The sequence below is a fragment of the Duganella sp. AC237 genome (assembly GCF_979254035.1).
The window spans coordinates 4,962,317-4,985,407 of record NZ_CEEDEW010000003.1 but is presented as its reverse complement, the minus strand read 5'-3'; the positions used below and the strand labels follow the sequence as shown (position 1 = coordinate 4,985,407).

Here is a 23,091-nt window from a genome sequence, read left to right as displayed (position 1 = left end):
CAGGTTATTGGCAGCGCACTGCCGCCAGAGGCTTGCCGGTTTCATTGACGGCCGTCGTTGCAAGCGCGCCCGCGCCGAGGCTCATCGCGCACGCGTGCAAACCAACGGTGATGCCGGCCTTTTCGGCATCGGCTGCGGCGAACGAGAGGCGCCAGCGCCCCTCGGCCGGCGCCTGGAACAGGGCGACGACGCCGATGAAATACGCTTCCCGCGTGACCTTTTCGACGACCTCATAACGCTGGCCGGGAATCAGCATCACTTCTTTGACCTCCAGCAGATCGTTGCCGAGTAGTTCGCGTTCGGTTTGCGCGTTGAGGAACGCGTTGAAGTTCATTTGCTGGAAGGCGGCGGTCTGGCGCAGCTTGTAAATCCGCGTCGCCAGCGCCATCGGCTGCACGCCCTTGCCGGCGTTGAGGTTCGGCGCCGCGTGAAGCCGGATCGCCACATTGCGCGGCGGCTTTTGCGCGTCGGGCAGCTCCAGCGGCTTTTGGACGCCGGCGATTTGCAGCGCCGCGCCGGCGATGGAGCCGGCCGCGCAGCCTTGTAGCGCAAGCAGTCCCGCTATCACGATCATAGTTGTTCCGTTCATGTTTTCTCCAGACGATCCATGCATTAGAACGAAAGCGGCAGGGATTGAACTTGCGGCGGCGCAAGTAATTTGGAAGGGGATGAATAATTGATTAGACGCAACTACCGCTACCACCGTTCATGAATAATGGCTCTCTCGTATCTGGTTTCGCAAACAAGGAGAGATTGATGAACATCGCAAGAACATGGTTGCCCTGCGTGGCGAGTCTGATCCTGTTGTCCGGCTGCGCGACCGACGGCGACATGGTCCGCACCAAAAAGCCGCAGGCGTCCACGCTGGAGCAGGCGCTGACCGACGCCGGCGCCGCGCTGACCGCCGGCGAAAGCGACAAGGCTCAGGGCATCCTGAAAGCCGCCGCCACCAACTACCCCGCCGACAAGGCGCCCTGGCTGCATATGGCGCAAATCAAATTCGACCGCGCCAGCTATGGCGAGGCGATCACCAACGCGCTGGAGGCGCTGCAGCGCGATCCGAACGACAAACTTGGCAACAGCATCGTCGCCGTCAGCGGCCTGCGTCTGTCGACCAAGGCGCTGTCGGACCTGAGCCGGCAAAACAATTTGAATGGCTCGCTGCGTTCGGAGGCGCAGGAACTGGCAAAACTGCTGCGCGGCAGCCTGGGCGAGGACGTTCTGGTGCCGTCGTCGGCGGCGACGCGCAAACCCGCTCCACCGAAGAAGGCCACCGTCACGGCGCCCGCCAAGACCGGCAGCCAGACCAACAGCAGCGATCCTTTCGGCGGCTTGAAGTAAGCCGCTTTCCTCGTTCCCTTTTTTGATGGAGTTCGTATGGCAAATGGTGACAGTGTCCAAAAGCGACTGGCCAAAGTGCGGCCACCACGTGTGCAGATGACGTATGACGTGGAGATCGGCGATGCGATGGAAAACAAGGAGCTACCGTTCGTGGTCGGCGTGGTCGGCGATTTCGGCGGCAACTCGGAAGTGGAGAAGAAGCGCCTGAAGGACCGCAAGTTCGTCGGCATCGACAGTGACAACTTCGACGAAGTGCTGAGCGGCGTCGAGCCGGTCGCGCGCTTCAAGGTGCCGAACCAGCTGGCCGGCGACGACACCAGCTTCAATGTGGAACTGCACTTCAAGGCGATGTCGGACTTCCGGCCCGAAGCCGTGGTGCGCCAGGTCGAACCGCTCAGTCGCCTGCTTGAAGCGCGCGGCAAGCTTGCGGACCTGCGCAACAAACTGGCCGGCAACGACAAGCTGGAGGACATCCTGAGCGAGGTCCTGAGCAGCACCGACAAGTTGGCCAAGCTAAAATCGGCCAAGCCGGCGAAGGGAGACTGACATGTCGGCACAAATCAATCCACTGCAGGAAGGCGCCGTCACGACCGAAGACGTCAACCTGCTGGACCAGATCGTCGAGCAGAGCAAGGTCGCCAAGTCGACGGTGGAACACGCGCGCGCCAAGGACATCATCTCGGAACTGGTCAGCCAGGTCCTGGACGGAACGGTGATCATGTCGAACAACCTGTCGGCGACGATCGATGCGCGCGTCGCGGAAATCGACCGGCTGATCTCCAGCCAGTTGAGCGCCATCATGCACGCGCCGGCGTTCCAGAAGCTTGAACAAAGCTGGACCGGCCTGCATTACCTGGTCCAGAATTCCAATACCGGCCAGGGCCTGAAAATCCGCATGCTCAACGCCACCAAAAGGGAATTGGTCAAGGATTTCCAGTCCGCGCTGGAATTCGACCAGAGCTCGATGTTCAAGAAGGTCTACGAAGAGGAATTCGGCACCTTCGGCGGCGCGCCCTACGCGGCGCTGCTGGGCGACTTCGAAATCTCGCGCCAGCCCGAAGACATGTACTTCGTCGAGCAGATGTCGCACGTGGCGGCGGCGTCGCACGCGCCGTTCATCGCCTCCGCCGCACCCGAGTTGTTCGGGTTGGAGACCTATGGCGATCTGGGCAAACCGCGCGACCTGTCCAAGGTGTTCGATACCGTGGAATACGCCAAGTGGAAGGCCTTCCGCGAATCGGAGGACTCACGCTACGTCGGCCTGGCGTTGCCGCGCTTCCTGGGACGCCTGCCCTTCAATCCGGTCGACGGCACCACGGTCGAGGGCTTCAACTTCGTCGAGGAAGTGGATGGCACCGATCACCAGAAGTACCTCTGGTGTAACGCCGCCTATGCCTTCGGGGCCAAGCTGACCAAGGCTTTCGACGATTTTGGCTGGTGCGCTGCGATACGCGGCGTCGAGGGTGGCGGCTTGGTCGACGACCTGCCCACGCATACCTTCAAAACCGACGATGGCGAGGTGGCGCTCAAGTGTCCGACCGAGGTGGCCATCACCGACCGGCGCGAGAAGGAATTGAGCGACCTCGGATTCATCTCGCTTGTGCACTGCAAGAACACCTCCTACGCCGCCTTCTTTGGCGCCCAGTCGGCGCAGAAGGCGAAGAAATACAGCTCGGAGGCGGCCAACGCCAACGCCGTGTTGTCGTCGCAGCTGCAGTACATCTTCGCCGTGTCGCGCATCGCCCATTACATGAAAGCCATGATGCGCGACAAAGTCGGCAGCTTCGCCTCCGCGTCGAACGTCGAGGATTTCCTCAACCGCTGGCTGATGCGCTACGTGCTGTTGGACGACAACGCCAGCCAGGAACAAAAGGCGCAGTTCCCGTTGCGCGAGGCGTCGGTCCAGGTGCACGAGGTGGCGGGGCGTCCCGGCGTGTACCGCGCCGTGTCCTTCCTGCGCCCGCATTTCCAGCTCGACGAGCTGTCCGTTTCCCTCCGACTGGTCGCGGAGCTTCCGCAGTCGACCAATAGCTAATTTTTTCACCACAACCTCAGACTGGAGCATGCAATGGCAATCGACGTCTATCTTCAAATTGAAGGCATCAAAGGCGAGTCGACCGACGACCGCCACAAGGATTGGATCGAATGTAAATCGGTGACTTTCGGCGTCGACCAGCCGAAATCGGCCACCGCGTCCACCGGTGGCGGCCACACGGCCGAGCGCTGCGAACACCGCGATATCGTTTTTTCCAAACTGGCCGACCTGTCCTCGCCGATCCTGCTGCAGACCTGTTCCGCCGGCCGCACCATTCCGAAGGCCCGGATGGAATTCATGCGGGCGGACGCCCAGGGCGAACGCGTTAAGTACTTCGAGATCGAAATCGAAAATGTGTTGATCGGCGCCGTCTCGCCGGCGGTGCACGAGGGTGACATCCTGACCGAGGAAGTGGCGCTGAAATTCTCCAAGATCAAGTGGCGTTATACGCAGCAAAAAATCACCGGCGGCGCCGGCGGCAACACCTCCGGCGGCTGGGATTTGGCCAGCAACCGCATCGTCTGACGATCCCCCCGGCGCCCGTCGTTTCGCGTTGCGGCGGCGCGCTTTTTTGGGCCAGGCCGGCCTGGCCTGGCTTTTTTTATGAGGGCATCCGATGAATGGTTTTACACCAGGCCTGCTTGACCGTCTGCTGGGCGAGCAAGGCGCCAACTCGCGCGCGGGCGATGACCTGACGCTGGAACAACTGAAGGACTCCGTCGCGCGCGACCTGGAAGACTTGCTCAACACGCGTTGCGCGATGTCCGACGAGTTATTGGAAGCATACCCGGAGTGTGCCGGCTCCATCGTCAACTACGGGTTGATCGACTTCGCCGGCATGTGCCTTAGCAGTAGCGAGGATCGCGCCCGCATTTGCGCCGCGCTGAAGACGGCGATCGAACGTCACGAACCGCGCCTGCGCAATGTGCAGGCATGGCTGGAGCGCGAAAACGGCTCCATCAACCGCGTCAGCTTCGCCATCAGCGCTACGCTGGCAGGGCTGCCGTTGACAGAGTCGGTCAACTTCGACGCGGTGCTTCAACCCTCATCCCTGCATTACTCGATCAACCGCAGCGCCCGCGGAGCCTGGACATGAATCTGAATCTCAAAACCCTGATCGGAAAGCTGAATGACACCACGCGCCTTGCCGCGACACGCGCGGCCAGCATCTGCGTGGCGCTTGGCCAGTATGAAGTGGAGGTCGAGCACCTGTTCCTGGCTCTGCTCGAGCAGGAACGCTGCGATGTGGTGCTGATCGCTCGCCAGTGCGGCGTCGGCATCGATACACTGGAGGCGGACCTGCATCATGAGGTCAGCCAGTTCAAGACCGGCAGCACGCGCACGCCGGTGTTTTCGCACCATCTGCCGCTGTTGCTGGAAAACGCTTGGCTGATCGCCTCCCTGGCGGCGCCGCAGCCGCATGGTATCCGCAGCGCGCACCTGCTGGTCGCGCTGTTGACCGACCCGGAACTGGCGCAGATCGCGCACCGCGCCTCCCCGGCGTTTGCCCGGATTCCGATCGATGAAGTCAAACATCGGCTGGATAAATATACCAGTGGCTCGCAGGAGGAAACGACCGTCGCCTCGATGGCCGGCGGCGAGGCGCTTGCGGCGGAAGCCGATGCCGCGAGTCCGAACGCTCCCCGCACGCCGGCCCTCGACCAGTACACCACAAGCCTGACGCGCGTCGCGAGCGAGGGCAAGCTGGATCCGGTGATAGGTCGCGAGACTGAAGTACGCCAGATGATCGACATCCTGCTGCGCCGCCGCCAGAACAATCCCATTCTCACCGGCGAAGCCGGCGTCGGCAAGACGGCGGTGGTGGAAGGCCTGGCCCTGCGCATCGCCGCCGGCGACGTGCCGGCCGTGCTGCGCGGCGTGGAGATACGTACGCTGGACATGGGCCTGCTGCAGGCCGGCGCCAGCGTCAAGGGCGAATTTGAAAACCGCCTGAAGAACGTCATCGACGAAGTCAAGCAAAGCCCGCACGGCATCATCCTGTTCATCGACGAGGCGCACACGATGATCGGCGCCGGCGGCGCGGCCGGACAGAACGACGCCGCCAATCTCCTGAAACCGGCCCTGGCGCGGGGCGAGTTGCGCACCATCGCCGCCACCACCTGGAGCGAATACAAAAAATACTTCGAGAAGGATGCCGCGCTGGCGCGGCGCTTCCAGGTCGTCAAGGTCGAGGAGCCGAGCGAGGAAATCGCCAGCGCCATGCTGCGCGCGATGACGCCACTGATGGAAAAGCACTTCGGCATCCGCATTCGTGACGAAGCCGTGACCGAGGCGGTGAGGCTGTCGCATCGCTATATCAGCGGCCGCCAGCTGCCCGACAAGGCCGTCAGCGTGCTCGATACGGCCTGCGCCCGCGTCGCGCTGGGGCAAAGCGGTACGCCCGCGCTGCTGGAATCGGCGGCAAAGAGCATGGAGCGCATCGACACCGAGATCAACGCCTTGCAGCGCGAAGAGGGCGGCGAGAAGAGTGCCGATGCGGCGCGTCGCCAGCGCCTGCAGAAGCTGACCGACACCCGCGCGGCGCTGGCCGGGGAGCACGCGAAGAACGGCGATCGTTGGCAGCGCGAGCAGTCGATCGTCGCCGCCATCGCGCGTCTGCGTACCGGCGGCGACGGCGCCGGCGAGATCGGCGCGTTGAAGGAGCAGCTGGCGGCGCTGCAGGGCGAGACGCCGATGGTGCCGGTGGAAGTGGATGCCGCCACCGTCGCCGCCATCGTCTCCGGCTGGACCGGGATCCCGCTGGGGAAAATGGTCAAGGATGAAATCCGCACCGTGCTCAAACTGCAGGACGCGCTGGAGGCCCGCATCCTCGGCCAGCCGGCCGCCATCGCCGCCGTGGCGCAGCGTGTGCGCACCGCGCGCGCCAACCTGGACGACCCAAACAAACCCAAAGGAGTGTTCATGTTCGTAGGCCCCTCGGGCGTCGGCAAGACGGAAACCGCTTTGGCGCTGGCCGACCTGCTGTACGGCGGCGAGCGCAAGCTCCTGACGATCAACATGAGCGAATACCAGGAGGCGCACAGCGTCTCGGGCCTCAAGGGCTCGCCGCCCGGCTACGTCGGCTACGGACAGGGCGGCGTGCTGACCGAGGCGGTGCGCCGCAATCCGTACAGCGTGGTGCTGCTGGACGAAATCGAAAAAGCCCACCCGGATGTCACGGAACTGTTCTTCCAGGTCTTCGACAAGGGCGTGATGGACGATGCCGAGGGACGCGAGATCGACTTCCGCAACACCATCATCATCGCCACGTCGAACGCCGGCTCGGCGGCTGTGATGCAGGCATGCCTGAACAAGGAAACGCCGCCGACCGTGGATGAACTGGAGCAGCTGCTGCGGCCACAACTCGTCAAACACTTCAAGCCGGCCTTTCTGGGACGGCTCAAGGTGGTGCCGTACTACCCGATCCCGGACCAGGTACTGGTGCGCATCATCGGGCTGAAACTGGACCGCATCGGCCAGCGCATCCGCGACCAGCACCACGCGGAGTTCAGCTATGACGATGCGTTGGTCGAAGCCGTGCTGGCGCGCTGCACGGAAGTCGATTCCGGCGCCCGCAATGTCGACCATATCCTGAACGGCAGCCTGCTGCCGGAGATCGCCGAGGCGGTGCTCGAGAAAATGGCGCAGGGCGCGGCTATCGCCAGGATCAAGGTCGGCGCCAGCAAGCAGGGCCAGTTCAAATACACTATCAAATAGCAAGGAGTCACCATGTTCAGCATCGCACAACTGCTGTTGCCGATTGGCGCGGATCAAATTTGCGGCGAGGACCTGTCCTTCAGCAGCGAAGTGGACGCCATCGCGCATGCGCGCACCTACGACGATCCCACCCTGGATCAGGGCGAGTGGGTGGCGGTGCTGAAGGAGGCCGACTGGCAGTTTGTCGGCAGCCGCTGCGCCGCCATGATCGAAACGAAAACCAAAGACCTGCGGCTGGCCGTCTGGCTGGCCGAGGCCCACGCCAAGACGCGCGGCCTGCGCGGCCTCGGTGACGGCTATGCTGTGCTGTCAGGGCTGTGCGAGCATTACTGGGACGGCTTGTATCCGCTGCCCGACGAAGGCGATTACGACCAACGCATCGGCAACCTGTATTGGCTGCTCACGCGCACCCTGGTGCTGGTCAGGGAGATGCCGCTGGACGATGGCGCGGCGCTGCTGCCGGATGCCCAATACTGCCTCGCCATGCTCGGTGAACTGGAGCGCGTGGTCGATCGGCGCCTGGGCGCCGACGGCCCGGGTTTTAGCGCAGCCAAAGACGCTTTGCAAACCCTGGTCACCGCCATCGCGCCAGCCGGTAGCGCGGCCTCAATGGCGATGGCCGGCGACGCCGCACCGGGCCCTGTCGGCCAAGGCGCGCCAGCGGCGCTGGGCGGGGCGGTACAGAACCGCGCCCAGGCCCTGGCGCAATTGCGTCTCGTGGCCGATTTTTTCCGCCGCACCGAGCCCCATAGTCCGGTGGCCTACCTTGCCGACAAAGCCGCCAGCTGGGGCGACATGCCGCTGCACGTCTGGCTGCGCGCCGTGGTCAAGGATCCGGGCGCCATCGCCGGCCTTGAAGAACTGTTGGGCTCCCAGCCCGGCGGCGAGTGATCGACGGGAGTATTCCCGATTTGTGGTTGTTGTAACGCAACGCTCAATCTTTCTCTCAGTGCTACAGATTTTGGCGAACAGTGCTAGCATGGGTCGTACATTCCAGATCCTTTCGCTAGGGGTTCGCCATGAACAACCTGAAAATCGGCACGCGTCTCGGCTTCGGCTTTTCGCTCATCCTGCTGTTACTGACCACGATGACCATCATCGGCATCATGCGCCTCAGTAGCGCCAGTGCGATGACCGACCATATGATCGACGTGAAGATCCGCGACCAGCGGTTGATTGCGGAATGGGGCAAGATCATCGAGGTCAATGCCGCGCGCACCTCGGGCGCCTGGATGGTTTCCGATCCGGCCGATCAGAAAAACCTGGAGGCGCTGATGGCCGCGTCGTCCGGACGGGCGACCAAGATCCAGGACCAGATCGGCGCCACCATCGAGGAAGAGGAACTCAAGCCGCTGTTCAAGCAGGTGCTGGACACGCGCAAAGTCTACACCGACGTGCGCAAGGCCGTTTTTGCCGCCAAGGCCAAGGGCGATCTGGAACTGGGCAAAAAGCTCTACGAAGGCGACCTGGCTCAAACCCGCACCAGTTATCTCGCCGCGCTGAAAACCTTCTCCGAGCGGCAGGCCGACCTGCTCGACGCCGCCGCCGTCCAGATTCGCGACCAGTACACCAGCGGCCGCACCTTGCTGGTGATGCTGGGCCTTGCCGCCATCGTCATGGGCGTCCTCGCCGCCTGGTGGATCACCCGCACGATCACACGGCCGATCAACGAGGCGGTCAAGGTCGCGGAAACCGTATCGTCCGGCGATTTGACCAGCGAAATCCAGGTGCACAGCAACGACGAGACCGGGCAGCTGATGAACGCCCTGAAAATCATGAACTCCAACCTGGTCAGCATCGTCGGCCAGGTGCGCAACGGCACCGACCTGATGGCCACCGCCTCCACCGAAATCGCCGCCGGCAATCAAGACCTGTCGTCGCGCACGGAGCAGCAAGCCAGCTCGCTGGAGGAGACGGCATCGTCGATGGAGGAATTGACGTCGACGGTGAAGTTCAACGCGGAGAATGCGCGCGAGGCCAATGCGCTGGCGATCAGCGCCGCCGAAATCGCCAGCCGTGGCGGCGCGGTGGTGGGCGAGGTGGTCAACACCATGGGCTCCATCAACGATTCGTCGCGTAAAATCGTCGAGATCATCTCGGTCATCGACGGCATCGCCTTCCAAACCAATATCCTCGCGTTGAACGCCGCGGTGGAAGCGGCGCGCGCCGGCGAGCAGGGGCGCGGCTTCGCGGTGGTGGCCTCGGAGGTGCGCAATTTGGCGCAGCGCTCGGCGTCGGCCGCCAAGGACATCAAGAGCCTGATCAACGATTCGGTCGAGAAGGTCTCGCAGGGCTCGGACCTGGTCAACAAGGCCGGGGAAACCATGAGCGAGATCGTCACCAGCATCAACCGCGTGACCCAGATCATGACGCAGATCAGCCATGCCAGCGAAGAGCAGAGCATCGGCATCGCCCAGGTCAACGATGCCATCACCCAGATGGACCAGGTGACGCAGCAGAACGCGGCGCTGGTCGAACAGGCCGCCGCGGCGGCGGAATCGATGCAGGAGCAGTCGGCCAAGCTGGCCGACGTGGTTAGCGTGTTCAAACTGGGTGGTTTGCAGCTGCCGGTGCCGGTGGCCGCGTCCAGCCGTAGCGCTCCGCGCATGCCCATACGTCCGGCGCTGCCGCCGCGCCGCGCCAAGCCAACCGCTGTAGTTGCCGTTTCCGCGCCTTCGCGCAAGGTGGCCCCGGACAGCACGCGCAAGGCGATCACCACCAACGACGCGGACGGCTGGGAAGAGTTCTAAGCAAGGCTGCGCGTCGGTACAATGGCATATGACCAGTACCGACGCCGCAACCTCCAATCCACGCAGCACCCGGGCGCAATGCCCCGCGTGTCTGCGGCCGCTGCCAACCTGCATATGCCGCTGGGTGGCGTCGGTATCGAACCAGGTGGAGGTGCTGATCCTGCAGCATCCGATGGAGGTCGCGAACGCCAAGGGCAGCGCGCGTTTGCTCCATCTGAGTTTGTCCAACAGCCGCCTGGAATGCTGCGAAGCATTCGAGCCGGATCGGTTGGGCGAGCTGCTCTCCGGCGATCGCCGCAACGTGCTGCTGTATCCGGAGACGGCCGACGACAAATCATTGGGACTGGCCACGCCGCAGGTGTTCGACCAAGATTGGCTCGGTGAACCGCAGCGATTGCGGCTGGTGGTGCTGGACGGGACCTGGCGCAAGAGCCGCAAGATGCTGTATCTGAATCCGCCGCTGCAAGCGCTGCCCCGCCTACCGCTGCGCGACACGCCGCCGTCGCATTACCTGATACGCAAGGCGCATCTGCCGGACCAGCTATCGACACTGGAGGCGACGGCGTACGCGCTGGCGCAACTGGAAAACGATCCGCGCAAATTCACTCCGTTGATCGACGCCTTCGACGGTTTCGTCGCCCAACAGGCCAGCTACGTGCGCCCCTGATCAGGCGATCAGCTTCAGGCCGGGCGGCAGCGATTCGCCCAGCATGCGTTTTTCTTCGGCCTGGTCGAGTTGCACCACCTCGCGCACCATCGCGCTCCAGTTGGCGGGAGCGCCGATCGCGGCGAGGCGCCGCAGGATCTCCGCCCGCAATGTCTCGTTGATGTCGCGGGCACGATCGCCCGTCATGCGCGCCAGATGGGCGGCCGCGAATCCGGCCGGCTCCACCTTCTTCCAGTCCAACGCCAGTATCTCGCCCAGCCACTGCTCGACGACCGCGCTGTCGACGACATCATGTGCGCTGCCGTGGAACGGCTGGCGGGCGCCGACGCGGCTCAATCCCCACAGGAAGCGCGCCTGCGCCGCTTCGGCCTTGCCGGCGTTCGCGGCGCCGGCGCGGGTCTTGTTGGCGCCTGCCTTGGCGGCCGCGCGGGTTGAGGCGTCGAGCTGCGACAGCATCCATGCGCCGATTTCGGCTTTGTAGTTGCCGGGTATGCGTTCGAGCGAGGCGCCCAGGCGCAGCATGTCCTCCTCGCTGCCGTTGACCAGCGTTTGCGGGCGCCGGCCGCGCTCCTGCGCGTCCGCCTGGACGTTGAAGGCGAAATCGTCGAGCACCCGCAACTGTGCTTCCACGCTCAAGCCGCCGGCCACGCGCCGCCACAGGGTCCACCACTCGGCGCAGACCTGGCTGTCCTTGTGGTGCTGGGCGCCGGCTTCGAACATCGCCCACAATTGTTCGATGCGCCACTCGTCGAGCGAATGGCCGAAGCCCGGACGCAGGCAGTAGCCGCTCAGATTGAGCCACGCGCGCTCGTGTTCCGACGACCGGCGGCGGCCCTTGGCGCGTTCGATCAGCGCATCGAACAAACGGCGCAGCAGCGGCGTGGCCCAGCTTTCGCGGCTGCCCAACAGGTGTTCGAGCTGCGCGCGCAGTTGCTTCACTTCCTTGACGTCGACCTGCAGCGCGCGGCTGCCGAAGATGCGGTCTATCTTGTCGATGGCCGCGTTCAGGCCCGCCGGCATCGGTGCATCCTGGTGGACGTTGGTGCCAACGTCGTCGGCCTCCGCGATGCCGGCGTCGCCGCGCAGCTGGAACTCCAGCAGCCAGCGCTGCGCGTCTTCGATCGCCACGCAGTGCACTTCCAGCGTGCCGACTTCGCTCAGCGTGGTGGCCAACTGCACTGGGATTTCCTTGCGGGCGTCGGCGGCGCCGCTGTCGCGCAGCACGGTGGCGATCGGCGGCAGCTGGACGTAGTCGTCCGGTTGCAATTCGACCAGTTCACCGGCTTGCGGCGGAGTGGCGTCCGACGTCGACGACGCCAGATGGAAGCGTACCGGGCGCCCAAGCCGCAGCGCGAAGGTGCGCTCGGCCAGCAGGATTTCGCGGTTCTCGGCGCTGCCGCGCGGCAGGATGCAAACGGCGCGGCGCGGCTTGTCGGCGCGCTGTTCATCGTCCAGCAGCAGGAAGTAGCTGCGCGGCGAGCCGCCGCCGATGACCGGCGCCTGGCCGGTTTGACCCAGTGCGTAGGCCACGCCTCCACGCGCGACGGCGACATCGGGATCGTCGTTGTTCAGAACGCGCAGCGGAGCGCCACGCCAATTCGAGAGCACTTCCTCCAAACGTCGGGCCAGGGCGTCGGCGCGGAACACGCCGCCGTTCAGCAGCAATGTATCGGGAACCGGTATCGTCGCATGATCGTCCGCAGGCAGGCCCAATGCCTCGCGGGCCGCCGCCGCGTGCTGGCGCAGGAAGCCCGCCAGATGGCGGGTGATGGCTGCGTCGCTGGCGTAGGGCAGGCCGAACTCGATGATCGCGCCGCGCCCGCGCGTGGCCGGTTCGCGCGACGGATTCAATGGGAAGAAACCGTCCACCACCAGCGCCGCCACTTCGTCGCGGATCAGCTCGGCCGAGCGGGAGCCGCCGATCAGGCGCGAGCCGGAACCGAGCAGGGTGACGGTGGCGCGCTCCGGCGCGTCCGCCGCCAGCAGCAGCTCCTTCGCCGCGCGGCAGCGCTCCGCCAGTTGCGCCAGGCGGCTCGACGACAGGCGTGGTGGCGGCGCGTCGCCACTTTGTGTAGCCGCCATGCGCGTCTCGACCAGGTGCGCCAAGGCCAGATCCATATTGTCGCCGCCGAGGATCAGGTGATTGCCCACGCCGATGCGGCTGATCCCCGGCTGGCCGTCGAGCATCCCGACCTTGATCAAACTGAAGTCGGTGGTGCCGCCGCCGACGTCGCACACCAGCAGCAGGCGCGTCTCGGCCAGATCGGCGACAAGCGTTGCACGCTGGCGGAACAGCCAATCGTAGAAGGCCGCCTGCGGCTCCTCCAGCAGGCGCAGGCTGGACAGGCCGGCCAGGCGCGCCGCTTCAAGCGTCAGTGCTCGCGCGCCTTCGTCGAAGGAGGCGGGAATCGTCAGGACGATCTGCTGCCGCTCCAGCGGATGCGAGGGAAAGCGTGTGTTCCAGGCGGCGCGCAGATGCGAAAGATAGGAGGCGCTGGCTGCCACCGGCGACACTTTGGTCACATCGGCTTCGGCACCCCATGGCAGGATGGCGGCCGTGCGGTCCACGTTCGGATGCGACAGCCAGCTCTTGGCGCTGGAGACCAGACGCCCCGGCACCTGCGCGCCAAGTTTGCGCGCCAGGCGACCGACCACCACCTGCCGCAAACCGGCCACGTCGTCCTGCAACCAGGGCAGTTGCAACTCGCCGTCCGCCAGCTCGCCCTCGGCCGGGTGGTAGCGCACCGACGGCAGCAGCGCGCCAGCGCCAACCTGGCCCGGCGCCACCAGCTGTTCGATGTCGAACAGCTGGATGTCGGCTTTGCCGGGCGCCGAATAGGCCAGCACCGTATTGGTGGTGCCAAGGTCGATGCTGACGATGTATTGACTCATGCTCAGGCGGCGATACTTTCAGTGGCGCCCGAGCGCACGTCGAACTCCACTTTCCAGCGCTGGCCGTCGTTTGCCACGGCCAGCAATTCGAGCGTGCCCGATTCGGTCGCCATCGCGTGCAGGCGCACCTGCACCACATCGCCGGCCTGACGGCCTTCCGGCGAGAGCGTGGCCTGGATCTCGTTCAACTCGATCAGTTCCTCCGGACCCCAGAAGTCCAGCAGGTCGCCGATCTGGTCTTGCCGGCGCACGGAGGAGCCGAAGAAGCGGAACTGCACCGGCTCGCCGACGACCAGGCCAAACTCCTGGTTCGGCAGTTCGATCTCGCTGCCTTCCTCCATGCCGAACGGCGCCACGCACAGCGCCTGGATCGGCGGTTCCATGCCGGGGATGGCCGGCATCGAGGACTCGATCGCCACGTAGTAGGCGCGCGCCGTGCCGCCGCGAATCCGCACGCCGCTGCCCCTGCGCACATAGCTGTAATAAGCCGCGCCGCGCGCGACCGCCAGATCCAGGTCGGCGCCGCCCAGCATGCGGGCCGGCTCCGCGCCTTCCATATACAGCCAGTCATTGAGCGTGCCCATGACGCGTTGCGCCAACAGCTCGGACTTGAACACGCCGCCGTTGAACAGCACCGCCGTCGGATGCAGGAAGGTGGCGTCGGCACTGTGCTTGCCGGCGTAGCCTTCCAGTTCGCTGGTGGCGCCGACCTGGCGTGCCAGGAACGCGGCGAGGTGTCGGGTGATGCCCGCGTCCTGCGCATACGGCAGGCCAAGCTGGGTCAGGCCCGCGCGCGTGCGCACGGCGGGACGTGCCGCCGCGTCCACCGCCGGGAAGAAGCCGTCGAGAATAAAGGTGGTCACCTCGTCACGTGTCAGCTCGGTGCGGATCGAGCCGCCGATCAGTTTCGAGCCACGGCTCGGCACCACGATAGGCCAGGTGTCGACGGTCGCATCGGCCAGCAGCTTTTCCTTGGCCGTGCGGCAGCCGTAGGTCAGCGCGCGCATTTGCCAGGCGTCGAGCTGGGTGCCGTTGGCGGCCAGCTTGCGCGCCACCAGATGGGCCAGCGCCAAATCCATATTGTCGCCGCCGAGCAGAATGTGATCGCCCACCGCGATGCGGTGCGGCTCCAGGATGCCGTCGCGTTCCAGCACGGCGATCAGCGAAAAGTCGCTGGTGCCGCCGCCGACGTCCACCACCAGGATGATGTCGCCCGGTTTGACCTCTTTGCGCCAGCGGCCTTCGCTGCCCTGGATCCAGCTATACAGGGCCGCCTGCGGCTCCTCCAGCAAGGTCAGATTGGTGTAGCCTGCCGCGCGGGCCGCGTCGGCCGTCAGTTCGCGCGCGCCCGGGTCGAAGGAGGCGGGAATCGTCACCGTCACGGCCTGTTCGCCGAACGGCGCCTCCGGGTGCGCCTGCTCCCACGCCTGGCGCAGGTGCGACAGGTAGCGGGTCGACGCCTCCAGTGGCGAGACGCGCGTGACTTCTTCCGGCGCGTCGTTCGGCAACAGGGCGCTGCGGCGGTCCACGCCCGGGTGGCTCAACCAGCTCTTGGCGCTGGAGACCAGGCGGATCGGCGTGGTGGCGCCACGGCTGCGCGCCATCTCGCCGGCCACGCCGGTTTGTTCTGCCGCCGACTGCTGCCATGGCAGGCTCAAATCGCCCGGCGCCAGTTCGTTGGCGTGCGGCAAATACAGGAAGGACGGCAGCAGCGCCAGGTCTTCCACCGTGCCTGGTGCGGTCAGTTGCGGAATCGCCAGCACGCCGTGCTGGGTTTTTTCGCCGTCGCTGGTGGTCAGGTCGACATAGGACAGCGCGCTGTGGGTGGTGCCAAGGTCGATGCCGATGGCGTAGCGTGGGTCGCTCATAATTCCACCTCCGCCGGTGCCAGGATGGCCGCGTCGTGCGCTTCGGCCAGTTTCGGCAGGCGCACGTTCGACGCGCGCCAGCCGCGATGGCTCAAGGCGCCACGGAACGGCGCCTTGCCGACCACGTTGCCGGTCAGGCGCACGGCGCTGGCGTCGAAGCCTTCCTCCAGCACCACGCGGCTGCCTTCGGCCTCGCTGCGCACCGCTTCGATGGTGAAGTGCTCGCGCAGCACCTTGCCGCAGCCTTCGTGCACCACGCGCGCGGCGGCGCCGATGTCGGCGTCCGAGTAGGCGCTCAGGTTCTCCTGGGTGAAGTCGATCAGGCGCGCTTCGCGCTGGAACAGGCCAAGCAGCTGAAGCGCGGCGTCCGGCGTGGCGACGCGCAGCGTGACCGGGGCCGGGGCAGGCACGGGAGCCGGCGCGGGGACGGGAGCAGGTGCGGAAACCGGCGCGGCGGACGGCTGCGGCTCGCCGGCGGCGATGCGCGCCAGGCGGGCGGCGTACTCGGCGTCGGACAGCGCGCGGAAGAAGGCGCCGATGGCGATCGATATCCGGCTAAAAAAAGACGGCAACGGTTGAGTCGAATTGTTCATGTTTAGCTCGCGTAGAGTGAGCCGGGCCGCTGCCTGGGGCGGCAGCCTGGCGGAATGTGGGGTGGGGGCGCGCGTGGCGCGGGGAAAGTCTTCCCCCGGAAGCCCCGCATGATACCAGTTCGGGCGCGGGCGCCAAAGGCGCGAGGGCCGCACCGTTGATTTTTCGCTTGATATGGCCATTTGGAGCGCTTAGAATACTGGATATATATACAGTATTGGCGCAGTAGTGGCGATCCCCGCCCGGCGCTCGGCCCCAGCGATCATGAACCACGACGAAAACAACCAAGAGCACGTGATGCTGCCGCCGCCTTCGCTGAAGGCGCAAAAGGGCCGTGGCGCGGTATCGAACCTGCAGGGGCGCTTCGAGGTCAACGCGCGCGAAGCCTATGACGACGGCTGGGAGCGCGAGGAAGAGGAGGCGTCGCCGTGGAAAACCCAGGTCACCGACGAATATTGTAAATCGATTTTGAGCCGGAACGCCTCGCCGGACCTGCCGTTCAGCGTCTCGCTGAACCCGTATCGCGGCTGCGAGCACGGCTGTATTTACTGTTTCGCCCGTCCCACGCACAGTTATCTCGGCCTGTCGCCCGGCATGGACTTCGAGAGCAAGATTTTCGCCAAGGTCAACGCGCCGGAAATGCTGCGGCGCGAGCTGGCCAAGGCCGGCTACGAGCCCGAATCGATCGCGCTTGGCGTCAATACGGACGCCTACCAGCCCTGCGAGCGCGAGCGCAAGCTCACGCGCCGCGTGCTGGAAGTGCTGCAGGAATGCCAGCACCCGGTTGGCCTGATCACCAAATCATCGCTGATCGAGCGGGATATCGATATCCTCTCGGCGATGGCGGCCAAGCGGCAGGCCGGCGTCGCCATCACGCTCACAACCCTGGACCCGGCCATCTCGCGCACGCTTGAACCGCGCGCGGCGGCCCCGGCGCGCCGGCTGCGCACGATCCGCACCTTGACCGACGCCGGCATTCCGGTGGCCGTCAGCGTCGCGCCCATCATTCCGTTCGTCACCGAGCCGGATATCGAGCGCCTGCTGGAAGCGGTCAAGGAAGCCGGCGCCGTTACCGCGCACTACACGGTGCTGCGGCTGCCGTGGGAGGTGGCGCCGCTGTTCCAGCAATGGCTGCAGGCGCACTTCCCGGAGCGGGCGCAGCGCGTGATGAACCGCGTGCGTGAGATGCGCGGCGGCAAAGACTACGACAGCACGTTTGGCTCCCGCATGAAAGGCGAGGGCGTGTGGGCGGAATTGATACGGCAACGCTTCAAGATCGCCACCGAGCGCCTCGGGCTGTCGGGCAAGGGCAGCCGCTTTCACAGCATGGACGCGTCGCAGTTCACCCGTCCGCTGGTGGTGCCGCCGTTGGGCGCGCGCGCCAAGCCGGCCAGTGAGGGCCAGTTGGATTTATTCTGACGGAACCGTAGGAGGAGGGGCGTTCAACGCGGCCAGGTGCCGTTCGATCTCGAAGACATGCTGATCGTGGCGGCCCAGTTCGCGCAGGGCATGCGCCAGGTGATTGAGGTAGTCGCTGTTCGGGCCGCTGGGGCCGATGGAGCGCGCGATGTGGCGCGCGATCTCCTGTTCGGACGCCTCGCCCAGGAAGGCCGTGTTGTCCGGCGTGGCAATGTAGACCAGGCCAACGACGCTGTCACTGTCACTGTCACTGCCGCTGTTACTACCGCTGTCGCCATCATCGAACGATATGGTCGTCGCCAGCCGCAAGTAGCCGTTCTTCTCGCGGTGGTCCAGGTGGGCGAACACTTCCGGCGTGACCAGGTAAGCCATGCCATGGCAAATGGCGCCCGCTTGCTCGATGATGGTGACCACGCGGCCCGGCGCTTCCGGGGTGCCGCGATGGTCATGCGAGCCTTGCCAAAAGCGGCGGGTCCAGTTGGTAATGCTGGCCGGACGGCGTTGCAGGTAGGGGAAGTCGGCCTTGTAGATCAGCGAGCCGTAGCCGAACAGCCAAACGCTGTGGTGGCCGTCAAACTGATCCATCATCTGGTTGATGGCGATGGTGTCTGCTGTCATGATCGATGCTGGTTTAGCGCCCGGCGGCTTCATTTTCGATATGCAAAATATTCATATACCGAAGCATACACACGCCGCATAGCGGGCGGTAGTGGGGAAAATGTAAGTTATCTTAAGCGAGCGGAACGTTCCACTCGTGCGCCGCGATGTACTCCCGCAGGAAGGCGACAAAACTCTCGGCCGCCGGCGACAACGCCCGCGCGTTGCGCGTATAGACAAAAAAACGACGCGTGAGCGCGGGATCGACCAGCTGACGCATCCGCAATCCATACAACTGCACCATTTTTTCCGCGTACGGCAGGCACACGGTAATCCCCAGCCGCGCATGCACCATTGCCAGCGCTGTGGTCATGAAGGTCACCTCGTTGTAGGGGCTGAGCGACAGCTCGCGAAACGACACATGCATATCGCGCAGCAGCCGCTCGGTGAACTGCCCCTGCAAGGAAATGAAGGGGAAATCGTTGATGTCGGCCCAGGGGATGCGCTCGCGCGACTCCAGCGCATGCCCGGGCGGAAACACCACCACGAAGGGCATGTCGAACAGCGGCAGCGCTTCGATCTCGGTGTTGGCATCGCGCTCCGGGCCGATGCCGAAGTCGGCCTCGCCGCTGAACACGCGCGCCGACACCTGCTCGACCGGGCTGTCGGCCAGCCGCACCTGCACGTCCGGATAACGGGCGGAATAGGCGGCGATGGCCTCGGGCAGCAAGGTGCACGAGAGCATCTGCGGCGCGGCGATGCGCACGATCCCCTGCTTGAGCGCCTTGCGGCTGGCGATGTCGGCCATCGCGCGGTCCAGATCCTGCAGCATCTTCTCGAACAACGGCGTCAGTTCGCGTCCCACCTCCGACAATTGCGTCTTGCGCGTGGTACGCTCGACGACACGCACGCCGAGCATCTGCTCGAGCTCCTTGATCTGGCCGCTGAGCGCCGATTGCGTCAGGTTGAGGTGGTCCGCCGCCAGCGTGAAACTGCCGGTTTTGGCCAGGGCGACCAGTGCCCGCATTTGCCGCAAACTTGGATTCATGGGAAAACCTGATAAATAGCGGGAAAAATACTGTTTGTATGATATCTGAGATTCGCTTCTAATGTCGACAAACTGAACTGGAGGCAATTATGAAAATCGAACAAATTCACCACGGAGCTCAGGTATGAAGCTCGCCACATTAAAAGACGACAGCCGCGATGGTCGTCTGGTCGTGGTCAGCCGCGACCTGTCGCAATACCAGCTGGTGCCAAAAATATCGGCCACGCTGCAGCATGCGCTGGATCATTGGGACCTGGTCGCGGACCGGCTGGAGGCGGTGTACACCCTGCTCAACGCCGGCGACGCGGTCGACGCCAAACCGTTCGACCAGCAAGCCTGCCACTCGCCGCTGCCGCGCGCCTATCAGTGGGCGGATGGCTCGGCCTACATCAACCACGTTGAGCTGGTGCGCAAGGCGCGCAACGCCGAGGTGCCGGCGTCGTTCTACACCGACCCGCTGATGTACCAGGGCGGCTCGGACAGTTTTATCGGCCCGCGCGATCCGATCTACGCGCTGTCGGAGGAATGGGGCATCGACCTGGAGGCCGAGGTGGCCGTCATCACCGGCGACGTGCCGATGGGCGTGGGCGTGGCCGATGCCGGCAAGGCGATCCGGCTCGTCATGCTGGTCAACGACGTCTCGCTGCGCAACCTGATCCCCAATGAACTGGCCAAGGGCTTCGGCTTCTTCCAGTCCAAGGCGGCCAGCGCGTTCTCGCCGGTGGCCGTTACGCCGGACGAGTTGGGCCTCGACTGGACCGACAGCAAACTGCATCTGCCGCTGCTGGTCGACATCAACAGCAAGCCGTTCGGCAAGCCCAATGCGGGCGAAGACATGACCTTCAGCTTCGCCCAGCTGGTGGCCCACGCCGCCGCCACGCGGGAGCTGGCGGCCGGCACCATCATCGGCTCCGGCACCGTCTCCAACAAGCAGGGCGGCCTCCATGGGTCGAGCATCGACAACGGCGGCGTCGGATACTGCTGCCTGGCCGAAGTGCGCATGTATGAAACCATCGAGACCGGCAAGCCGCAAACGGGCTACCTCAAATTCGGCGACAGCGTGCGCATCGAGATGCGTGACGCGCAGGGCGCCAGCATCTTCGGTGCGATCGAGCAGACCGTCGCGCATTATGGGGAGCGTCGCCAATGAAGCTGTACACTTACTTCCGCAGTTCAGCCGCCTACCGGGTGCGGATCGCGCTCAATCTCAAGGGATTGGCGTACGAGGCGCAGCCTGTGCATCTGCTGCGCGACGGCGGACAGCATCTGGCCGACGCTTATCGCGCGGTCAATCCGTCCACGCTGCTGCCGACGCTGGAGGACGACGACGGCGCCGTCGTAGGCCAGTCGCTGGCGATACTGGAATATCTGGACGAGACGCGGCCGCAAACGCCCTTGCTGCCGGCCGATCCGGCGGGCCGCGCCCGCGTGCGCGCGTTGGCGTTGACGGTGGTGGCCGATACGCACCCGTTGGGGAATCTGCGTGTACTCAAGTACATCAAGGGCGAGATGGGGCTGACCGAGGAGGTCAAGCTGGCGTGGCATCGGCACTGGCTACGCAGCGGACTGGAGACGCTGGAAGCCCTGCTGGCCGGGGATGCGCGCACGGGTGTCTACTCGCACGGCGACACGCCGACGTTGGCAGATTGCTGTCTGGTGCCGCAGGTGTTCAACGCGCAGCGGTTCGAGGTCGATACGGCGCCTTTCCCGACCGTCATGCGCATCAACGCCGCCTGCGCCGCGCTACCCGCGTTTCAGCAAGCGCACCCGTCGCAGCAGCCGGACGCCGAGTAACGCATCTTCCAACGATTGGTCTAACGTCAAGCGGCGCGCAACGCATCGACAATCTTCATGCGCGCCGCGCGCAGCGCTGGCAGCACGCCGCCGATAAACCCCATCACCAGCGAAAACACCAGCGTCTTGACGACGATATCGGCCGTCAGCCTGAACCCGAACGCCAACTCGGAGAACGACTGAAAGTTCGTGGTCGAGAAAGAGATAAACTGCATCAGCGACGCGCACCCCAGCCCCAGCACGCCGCCCACCACCGCCAGCAGCATCGACTCCGCCAAAAACGCCGCGAGAATACTCCGCCGCTGAAATCCCAATGCCCTCAGCGTGCCGATTTCACCCACCCGGTTGGCGACCGACGCATACATCGTGATCGTCGCCCCGATCATCGCCCCGATCGAAAAGATCACCGACAAGATCAGCCCCAGCACGCTGATGAAGGTCGACAGCGCCTTCGACTGGTCCGCATAAAAAGTCTGCTCGCGCTTGGCATCAAGGGTCAGGCGTTGATCGCCCTCGATATCCTTCCTGAAACCGTCGAATAGCGACGCGCCGGCCAAGCGCAGCACGACCGCCGAATAGGCCACCCGCCGGAACGCCGGCATCAGCTGATCGGCGTCGCCCCATACCTCCGAATCGAAGCCGCTGTTCCCGGCGTCGAACAATCCCACGACCGTCCATTCGCGCTGGCCGAAGCGCAGCGTCTCGCCGATGCCGGCGCCGGCGAAGCGCCGGGCGATGCTGGCCCCGGCGATGATCTCGGACGCGCCGGGCCGGAACATGCGCCCGGCCGTCAGCCTCACTTGCGGCCGCAGCGCCAGTCCGCGCTCGCCGATGCCGCGGATGATGACGTTGGACGGCTTGGCAGAACCCCGCTTGTTGAGCGAGATGAGCACCACCGTCTCGCGCGACAGCAACGGCCGGCCGTCGGCGCCCAGCGCGATGGAAGGGTGGCTCGAGACGATGCTGGCCTGCGCCCGTTCGACGCTGCTCTGCACCTCGGTGTCGGCGCTGCGCCGTATCAGCACCACGTTGTCGTACTCGCCGGTGGTCACCAGCGTGTTGCGCAAGCCTTCGTCGAGCATCAGCACCGTCGCGAACACGAACACCACCAGCGCCAGTCCGGCGGCCGTCAGCGCCGTGGTCAGGCGGCGCGCCCACAGGTTGCGGGCGACGTAGAAGAGGGGAATCTTCATCGCATTATCATCCTATGCTCCTTAGCCCCTCGACGATGTTGACGCGGGTCGCCCGCAAGGCCGGCGCGATGGCCGCGACCAGGCCGATGGCCAGCGCCGCCAGTATCTGCTGGAGCACCGTCAACCGCGTCACCTCGAAGACCGGAAACAGGGTACCCATCACGCTCCCCAGGAAGGCGGCGAACGGAAACAGGATGACGATCCCCAGCACCGCGCCGAACAGCGACAGCAGCAGCGATTCGCCCAGGATCATCGCCGTCAGGAAGCCGGGGCCGAACCCCAGCGCCTTGAGCGTGGCGTATTCGCCCAGGCGTTCGCGCGCGCTCATGGCCATCGTGTTGGCCATCACCGCCGCGATGATCACGATCACGACGAACGACACCACGCGGATCGCCACCACGATCGCCTCCGACATCGATACGAAGCCGAGCTGGAAAGCCTTCTCCGTCTCGGTCAGCGTCTCGGCCAGCGAGTTGCTGAATTCCTTGTCGATCGCCGCCGAGATGGCGGCGGCGTTTTCCGGCTCGTCGATCCGCACCACGTACACGCCAATCTGGTTGGCGCGGCGGGGCAGGGTCTTCTTGAGCGACTCGTTGACGTAGTCCCAGTGCAGGAACAGGGTCGCCGTATTGGTCGTGCTTTGCCTGCCGTCGAAGATGCCGCGCACGACCAGCTCCCAGTCCCCCGGGTAAACCGTGCCTTTGAGCGGAATGACATCGCCGACCTTGAATCCGAATTGGTCGGCCAGCTTGCGGCCGACGAGGGCGCCCTTGCGGTCGCGCAGGAACGCCGCGCGCTGGTCGGGCGGCAGCAGGTAGTCGGGGTAGATATCCAGATAGCTGGCGCCGGAGATGGCAAACTGCGCGAAGAAGTTTTTCGGGTCCTTGTAGGTGCCCTGGAACCAGTTGGCGTAGCCCACCCCGGTCACGCCGGCAACCGCGTGGATGCGGGCCTCGTACGACAGCGGCAGCGGAAACACGAGCGACGTCTTGTTGCGCGTGACCAGCGTGGTGTTGGAGGCGCCTTCCGCCCCGGCGTACCAGGCGTCGATGACCGTTTGCAGCAGGCCGAAGGCGAAGATCGCCACCACCAGCCCGAGTATCGTCAACGACGTGCGCAGTTTGTGGCGCAGGGAGTTTTTGACGATCAGCCGCAGGGTGTACATGGTGGCGTCCTGGC

At 65.0% G+C, this 23,091-nt stretch carries 20 protein-coding genes; 12 read left to right on the top strand and 8 right to left on the bottom strand.

What is annotated here, in order from left to right; all coding sequences use genetic code 11:
* Positions 1-4: 4 nt before the first annotated feature.
* Positions 5-589: a type VI secretion system lipoprotein TssJ gene (gene tssJ / locus AC0IYS_RS22165; RefSeq protein WP_471707215.1), complete on the bottom strand. Its 585-nt coding sequence runs from the start codon at positions 587-589 to the stop codon at positions 5-7.
* A gap of 167 nt (positions 590-756) precedes the next feature.
* Between tssJ and AC0IYS_RS22160 the strand changes: the two genes are divergently transcribed.
* The 9 genes from AC0IYS_RS22160 (at position 757) to AC0IYS_RS22120 (ending at position 10,510) form a co-directional block, all read left to right on the top strand.
* Positions 757-1,341 (top strand): tetratricopeptide repeat protein, encoded by a 585-nt coding sequence (locus AC0IYS_RS22160; protein ID WP_471707214.1) that lies wholly within the window; start codon positions 757-759, stop codon positions 1,339-1,341.
* 36 nt (positions 1,342-1,377) lie between these two features.
* A complete protein-coding gene (gene tssB, locus AC0IYS_RS22155) occupies positions 1,378-1,887 on the top strand; it encodes a type VI secretion system contractile sheath small subunit (protein WP_471707213.1) in 510 nt (169 codons plus the stop codon).
* Position 1,888: 1 nt separating this feature from the next.
* Positions 1,889-3,376: a type VI secretion system contractile sheath large subunit gene (gene tssC, locus AC0IYS_RS22150; protein WP_471707212.1), complete on the top strand. Its 1,488-nt coding sequence runs from the start codon at positions 1,889-1,891 to the stop codon at positions 3,374-3,376.
* Between the two features lie 33 nt (positions 3,377-3,409).
* Positions 3,410-3,901 carry an Hcp family type VI secretion system effector gene (locus AC0IYS_RS22145; protein ID WP_471707211.1) on the top strand — a complete coding sequence of 164 codons (492 nt, stop codon included), beginning with the start codon at positions 3,410-3,412 and terminating at the stop codon, positions 3,899-3,901.
* Between the two features lie 91 nt (positions 3,902-3,992).
* Positions 3,993-4,472, top strand: coding sequence for a type VI secretion system baseplate subunit TssE (gene tssE, locus AC0IYS_RS22140; protein WP_471707210.1), 480 nt, complete (start codon positions 3,993-3,995; stop codon positions 4,470-4,472).
* A complete protein-coding gene (gene tssH, locus AC0IYS_RS22135; RefSeq protein ID WP_471707209.1) occupies positions 4,469-7,093 on the top strand; it encodes a type VI secretion system ATPase TssH in 2,625 nt (874 codons plus the stop codon). The genes tssE and tssH overlap by 4 nt, the downstream gene beginning before the upstream one ends.
* Positions 7,094-7,105: 12 nt before the next feature.
* Complete coding sequence (tssA, locus tag AC0IYS_RS22130) at positions 7,106-7,984, top strand: type VI secretion system protein TssA (RefSeq protein WP_471707208.1); 879 nt, start codon at positions 7,106-7,108, stop codon at positions 7,982-7,984.
* A gap of 128 nt (positions 7,985-8,112) precedes the next feature.
* Entirely contained in the window at positions 8,113-9,843 is a 1,731-nt protein-coding gene (locus AC0IYS_RS22125) for a methyl-accepting chemotaxis protein (RefSeq protein ID WP_471707207.1), read from the top strand.
* 28 nt (positions 9,844-9,871) lie between these two features.
* The gene (locus AC0IYS_RS22120) at positions 9,872-10,510 is read left to right on the top strand and encodes a tRNA-uridine aminocarboxypropyltransferase (protein ID WP_471707206.1); all 639 of its coding nucleotides are present in this window, start codon (positions 9,872-9,874) and stop codon (positions 10,508-10,510) included.
* Here AC0IYS_RS22120 and AC0IYS_RS22115 read toward each other — a convergent pair whose 3' ends face one another.
* Genes AC0IYS_RS22115 through AC0IYS_RS22105 form a run of 3 tightly spaced genes read right to left on the bottom strand, consistent with a single transcriptional unit; the run spans position 10,511 to position 15,863 of the window.
* On the bottom strand, positions 10,511-13,402 hold the full coding sequence (locus AC0IYS_RS22115) for an Hsp70 family protein (RefSeq protein WP_471707205.1): 2,892 nt from the start codon (positions 13,400-13,402) through the stop codon (positions 10,511-10,513). It abuts the gene before it with no gap.
* 2 nt (positions 13,403-13,404) lie between these two features.
* Positions 13,405-15,270 (bottom strand): Hsp70 family protein, encoded by a 1,866-nt coding sequence (locus tag AC0IYS_RS22110; RefSeq protein WP_471707204.1) that lies wholly within the window; start codon positions 15,268-15,270, stop codon positions 13,405-13,407.
* Positions 15,267-15,863 (bottom strand): DUF2760 domain-containing protein, encoded by a 597-nt coding sequence (locus AC0IYS_RS22105; protein WP_471707202.1) that lies wholly within the window; start codon positions 15,861-15,863, stop codon positions 15,267-15,269. Before AC0IYS_RS22105 ends, AC0IYS_RS22110 begins: the two co-directional genes overlap by 4 nt.
* 262 nt (positions 15,864-16,125) lie before the next feature.
* Between AC0IYS_RS22105 and AC0IYS_RS22100 the strand changes: the two genes are divergently transcribed.
* On the top strand, positions 16,126-17,280 hold the full coding sequence (locus tag AC0IYS_RS22100) for a PA0069 family radical SAM protein (RefSeq protein WP_471707200.1): 1,155 nt from the start codon (positions 16,126-16,128) through the stop codon (positions 17,278-17,280).
* Here AC0IYS_RS22100 and AC0IYS_RS22095 read toward each other — a convergent pair.
* Positions 17,272-17,898, bottom strand: coding sequence for a gamma-glutamylcyclotransferase (locus AC0IYS_RS22095; protein ID WP_471707198.1), 627 nt, complete (start codon positions 17,896-17,898; stop codon positions 17,272-17,274). The genes AC0IYS_RS22100 and AC0IYS_RS22095 overlap by 9 nt on opposite strands.
* 112 nt (positions 17,899-18,010) lie before the next feature.
* Entirely contained in the window at positions 18,011-18,925 is a 915-nt protein-coding gene (locus AC0IYS_RS22090) for a LysR family transcriptional regulator (RefSeq protein WP_471707196.1), read from the bottom strand.
* Between the two features lie 124 nt (positions 18,926-19,049).
* Here AC0IYS_RS22090 and AC0IYS_RS22085 point away from each other — a divergent pair, with 124 nt between their 5' ends.
* Positions 19,050-20,075 carry a fumarylacetoacetate hydrolase family protein gene (locus AC0IYS_RS22085; protein WP_471707194.1) on the top strand — a complete coding sequence of 342 codons (1,026 nt, stop codon included), beginning with the start codon at positions 19,050-19,052 and terminating at the stop codon, positions 20,073-20,075.
* A complete protein-coding gene (gene maiA / locus AC0IYS_RS22080; protein WP_471707193.1) occupies positions 20,072-20,719 on the top strand; it encodes a maleylacetoacetate isomerase in 648 nt (215 codons plus the stop codon). The genes AC0IYS_RS22085 and maiA overlap by 4 nt, the downstream gene beginning before the upstream one ends.
* Positions 20,720-20,745: 26 nt before the next feature.
* Here the strand turns inward: maiA and AC0IYS_RS22075 are convergent, their stop codons facing one another.
* A complete protein-coding gene (locus tag AC0IYS_RS22075) occupies positions 20,746-21,912 on the bottom strand; it encodes an ABC transporter permease (protein ID WP_471707192.1) in 1,167 nt (388 codons plus the stop codon).
* Between the two features lie 7 nt (positions 21,913-21,919).
* Positions 21,920-23,077, bottom strand: a complete 1,158-nt coding sequence (locus tag AC0IYS_RS22070) for an ABC transporter permease (protein WP_471707190.1) — start codon at positions 23,075-23,077, stop codon at positions 21,920-21,922.
* Between the last annotated feature and the right edge of the window lie 14 nt (positions 23,078-23,091).

Coding starts and splice junctions, on each gene's coding strand:
- AC0IYS_RS22085 (WP_471707194.1), top strand. CDS start 19,050: ATGAAGCTCGCCACATTAAAAGACGACAGCCGCGATGGTCGTCTGGTC.
- AC0IYS_RS22070 (WP_471707190.1), bottom strand. CDS start 23,077: ATGTACACCCTGCGGCTGATCGTCAAAAACTCCCTGCGCCACAAACTG.
- AC0IYS_RS22160 (WP_471707214.1), top strand. CDS start 757: ATGAACATCGCAAGAACATGGTTGCCCTGCGTGGCGAGTCTGATCCTG.
- tssC (WP_471707212.1), top strand. CDS start 1,889: ATGTCGGCACAAATCAATCCACTGCAGGAAGGCGCCGTCACGACCGAA.
- AC0IYS_RS22105 (WP_471707202.1), bottom strand. CDS start 15,863: ATGAACAATTCGACTCAACCGTTGCCGTCTTTTTTTAGCCGGATATCG.
- AC0IYS_RS22120 (WP_471707206.1), top strand. CDS start 9,872: ATGACCAGTACCGACGCCGCAACCTCCAATCCACGCAGCACCCGGGCG.
- tssJ (WP_471707215.1), bottom strand. CDS start 589: ATGAACGGAACAACTATGATCGTGATAGCGGGACTGCTTGCGCTACAA.
- AC0IYS_RS22090 (WP_471707196.1), bottom strand. CDS start 18,925: ATGAATCCAAGTTTGCGGCAAATGCGGGCACTGGTCGCCCTGGCCAAA.
- maiA (WP_471707193.1), top strand. CDS start 20,072: ATGAAGCTGTACACTTACTTCCGCAGTTCAGCCGCCTACCGGGTGCGG.
- tssH (WP_471707209.1), top strand. CDS start 4,469: ATGAATCTGAATCTCAAAACCCTGATCGGAAAGCTGAATGACACCACG.
- AC0IYS_RS22100 (WP_471707200.1), top strand. CDS start 16,126: ATGAACCACGACGAAAACAACCAAGAGCACGTGATGCTGCCGCCGCCT.
- tssA (WP_471707208.1), top strand. CDS start 7,106: ATGTTCAGCATCGCACAACTGCTGTTGCCGATTGGCGCGGATCAAATT.
- AC0IYS_RS22125 (WP_471707207.1), top strand. CDS start 8,113: ATGAACAACCTGAAAATCGGCACGCGTCTCGGCTTCGGCTTTTCGCTC.
- AC0IYS_RS22110 (WP_471707204.1), bottom strand. CDS start 15,270: ATGAGCGACCCACGCTACGCCATCGGCATCGACCTTGGCACCACCCAC.
- AC0IYS_RS22145 (WP_471707211.1), top strand. CDS start 3,410: ATGGCAATCGACGTCTATCTTCAAATTGAAGGCATCAAAGGCGAGTCG.
- tssE (WP_471707210.1), top strand. CDS start 3,993: ATGAATGGTTTTACACCAGGCCTGCTTGACCGTCTGCTGGGCGAGCAA.
- AC0IYS_RS22115 (WP_471707205.1), bottom strand. CDS start 13,402: ATGAGTCAATACATCGTCAGCATCGACCTTGGCACCACCAATACGGTG.
- AC0IYS_RS22075 (WP_471707192.1), bottom strand. CDS start 21,912: ATGAAGATTCCCCTCTTCTACGTCGCCCGCAACCTGTGGGCGCGCCGC.
- AC0IYS_RS22095 (WP_471707198.1), bottom strand. CDS start 17,898: ATGACAGCAGACACCATCGCCATCAACCAGATGATGGATCAGTTTGAC.
- tssB (WP_471707213.1), top strand. CDS start 1,378: ATGGCAAATGGTGACAGTGTCCAAAAGCGACTGGCCAAAGTGCGGCCA.